Genomic DNA, 1,023 nt, shown 5'->3' on the forward strand with positions numbered 1-1,023 from the left:
GGCCGGGCCGGCTACCACCCCGACATGCTGCTGACCCTGCTGGTGTGGGCGTGGTCCCGCGGGGAACGGTCCTCCCGCCGCATCGAACGCTTGTGCGCCGAAGACGTCGCCTATCGGGTGATCTGCGCCCAGGACATCCCTGACCACGTCACCATCGCCCGGTTCCGCAAGACCCACGCCGCCGCCTGCGAAGACCTGTTCACCCAGGTCCTGTTGCTGGCCGCCGCCCTGGGCTTGGGCCGGCTGGAAACGATCGCGTTGGACTCGGTCAAGATCGCCTCGAACGCCTCGGCCGGCGCCAACCGCACCGAATCGGCGGTGCGGGCCGAAGCCGCCGAGCATGCCCGAGCGATCGCGGCAGCGGCGGTGGCCGCGCACGAGGCCACCGACACCAGCGAAGACGACGAGCACGGCCGAGGCGGACCCGGCCCGGGTTCGGTGCCACCGCCGCTGGCCGATCCACGCTCACGGGCAGCGCGGATCGGCGAGGCGATCGCTGTCCTCGACGCCGCTCGCGCCGCCGAACAGCAGGCCCGAGATGAGAAGGACACCTCGGCGCAGGTGTATCTCGAACAGGCCCGGGCCGGGACGATACCGATGGGTGCTCCGCCGGCGGCGGTGTCGGTCGCGGCCGCGCAGTTGGCCTTGGAGCGGGTGTTGGCTACCCATGCCGAGAAGGTGGCACGGTATGCGCAGCGTCGGGCCGAGGCGGCAGCGAAAGGCCACCGATACGGTGGTTGGGTGATCCGGCCGGCCGAGCAGGACCCGAAGGTGATCAAGGCCCGGACTCGGCTCGAACGCGCGATCGCTGCCGAGACGGCTGCGGCGGCACGAGCCGATGACAGCACCGGGGATCGGCCGGAGCGGGTGGTCAACACCACCGACCCGGAATCCGGGCTGCAACCGTTGCGCGGTGGCGGCTGGCTGCAAGGATTCAACTGTCAGGCCGTCACCAGCGAGGACGGGGTGATCCTGGCGGTGTCGGTGGCCGCCAATCCCACCGATGCGCCGACGTTCGTGCCG

Annotated in this window: 1 protein-coding gene; it reads left to right on the forward strand. The window is 71.3% G+C overall.

What is annotated here, in order from left to right:
* A partial coding sequence (locus I0Q12_RS25420; RefSeq protein ID WP_197255896.1) for a transposase occupies window positions 1–1,023 on the forward strand: 1,023 nt, incomplete at both ends.

Source organism: Rhodococcus sp. CX (assembly GCF_015865005.1).
Lineage (GTDB): Bacteria > Actinomycetota > Actinomycetes > Mycobacteriales > Mycobacteriaceae > Rhodococcus.